Annotated in this window: 1 tRNA gene and 2 rRNA genes (1 of these 3 cut by a window edge); all 3 read right to left on the reverse strand. The window is 56.4% G+C overall.

The annotated features are described in order from the left end of the window. Positions 1-77: transfer RNA gene (locus BLQ03_RS17235), tRNA-Met, on the reverse strand. Positions 78-168: 91 nt separating this feature from the next. Further along, positions 169-283 (reverse strand): 5S ribosomal RNA (gene rrf / locus BLQ03_RS17240). A 90-nt stretch (positions 284-373) separates the two neighbouring features. Beyond that, positions 374-2,500: ribosomal RNA gene (locus BLQ03_RS17245) — 23S ribosomal RNA — on the reverse strand (it continues 705 nt past the right edge of the window).

The raw sequence follows: 2,500 nt of genomic DNA on the forward strand, positions 1-2,500 counted from the left end.
TGGTTGCGGGGGCAGGATTTGAACCTGCGGCCTTCAGGTTATGAGCCTGACGAGCTACCGGGCTGCTCTACCCCGCGTCCGTGCTGCGTTTGTGCAGCGGGTTCCCCGCGGGTTTTTGGGTGCGGGGGGTGGTGCGATCGTTTCAGAGAGATGTGCGTTTCTTTCCAGGTCTGGCGGTGACCTACTCTCCCACGTCTTGAGACGCAGTACCATTGGCGCGACGGCGCTTAACGGCCGAGTTCGGGATGGGATCGGGTGTTTCGCTCGTGCTATGGCCACCAGACCGGGAAAGAAACGCTCAGCGTTGCGGCTTTCGCCACAGGTTGTCCAAGGTGATGCTGAGGAAGACGACAGGGTCTGTCTTCTTCCGGATCAAATCAAGCCAATCGAGCCATTAGTACCGGTCAACTGAACGCATTGCTGCGCGTACATCTCCGGCCTATCGACGTGGTGGTCTTCCACGGCTCTCAAGGGATACCTTGTTTTGAGGGGGGCTTCACGCTTAGATGCCTTCAGCGTTTATCCTGTCCGTTCATAGCTACCCAGCACTGCCGTTGGCACGACAACTGGTCCACCAGTGGAACGTTCACCCCGGTCCTCTCGTACTAGGGGCAACTCCTCTCAAGTATCCTACACCCACGGCAGATAGGGACCGAACTGTCTCACGACGTTCTAAACCCAGCTCACGTACCTCTTTAAATGGCGAACAGCCATACCCTTGGGACCTGCTCCAGCCCCAGGATGAGATGAGCCGACATCGAGGTGCCAAACGATGCCGTCGATATGGACTCTTGGGCATCATCAGCCTGTTATCCCCAGCGTACCTTTTATCCGTTGAGCGATGGCCCTTCCACTCGGGACCACCGGATCACTATGGCCGTCTTTCGACTCTGCTCGACGTGTCAGTCTTGCAGTCAGGCTGGCTTCTGCCATTGCACTCAACGAGCGATTTCCGACCGCTCTGAGCCAACCTTCGCGCGCCTCCGTTACTCTTTGGGAGGCGACCGCCCCAGTCAAACTACCCACCACGCAGGGTCCCGGACCCGGATAACGGGCCGCGGTTAGACATCAAGAAGGCGAAGGGTGGTATCTCAAGGGTGGCTCCACGGGAACTGGCGTCCCCGCTTCAAAGCCTACCACCTATCCTGCACATCACATTCCTGATGCCAGTGCGAAGCTATAGTAAAGGTGCATGGGGTCTTTCCGTCTAACCGCGGGAAGTCTGCATCTTCACAGACAATTCAATTTCGCTGAGTCCACGTTTGAGACAGCGGGGAGATCGTTACGCCATTCGTGCAGGTCGGAACTTACCCGACAAGGAATTTCGCTACCTTAGGACCGTTATAGTTACGGCCGCCGTTTACCGGGGCTTCAGTTCGGAGCTTGCACCCCTCCCTTTAACCTTCCGGCACCGGGCAGGCGTCAGACTGTATACGTCGCCTTACGGCTTCGCACAGCCCTGTGTTTTAAGTAAACAGTCGCCACCCCCTGGTTTGTGCCCCCTGCCGCTGCTTGCGCAACAACAGGGCCTCCTTCTCGCGAACTTACGGAGGTATTTTGCCGAGTTCCTTAAACGTGGTTCTCTCAAGCGCCTTGGTATTCTCTACCAGTCCACCTGTGTCGGTTTCGGGTACGGTCTTGTGGAGGGCTATTTCCAGGGACCCCGCAGCTGCCCGATCAATCCAGTAAGATCGAACAACCTCAAGGATCCGTCACCATCTCCTGGCCCAGGAATATTAACCTGGTTCCCATCGACTACGCCTTTCGGCCTCGCCTTAGGGGCCGGCTTACCCTGCTCAGATTAGCTTTAAGCAGGAACCCTTGGACTTTCGGCGACAGGGTCTCTCACCCTGTTTGTCGCTACTCATGTCAACATTCTCGCTTCTGATCACTCCACCGGATGCCTTACAGCCCGGCTTCACAGTCAGAACATTGCCTCCGTTGCCCCGAAGGGCAGAAGAGGCAGCGTTCCATATCACAGAACGCTCCGCTACCGCGCACGATTGCTCGTGCACCCAAAGCTTCGGCTCGTGGCTTGAGCCCCGTTACATCTTCGCCGCAAGACCTCTTGACTAGACCAGTGAGCTGTTACGCTATCTTTAAAGGATGGCTGCTTCTAAGCCAACCTCCTGGTTGTTTTGGAAGTCTCACATGCTTTCCCACTTAGCCACGAATTGGGGGCCTTAGCTGTTGGTCAGGGTTGTTTCCCTCTCCACGACGGACGTTAGCACCCGCCGTGTGTCTCCCGATCAGTTCTTCCCGGTATTCGGAGTTTGCTTAGACTCAGTAAGGCTGTGGGCCCCCATCATCCATGCAGTGCTCTACCCCCGGGAGAATACAATCGAGGCGCTACCTAAATAGCTTTCGCGGAGAACCAGCTATCTCCAGATTTGATTGGCCTTTCACCCCTAGCCACACGTCATCCGGACCCTTTTCAACGGGTGTCGGTTCGGACCTCCAGTTGGTGTTACCCAACCTTCATCCTGCACATGGCTAGATC

This window comes from Paracoccus chinensis (genome assembly GCF_900102885.1).
GTDB classification, from domain to species: Bacteria; Pseudomonadota; Alphaproteobacteria; order Rhodobacterales; family Rhodobacteraceae; genus Paracoccus; species Paracoccus chinensis.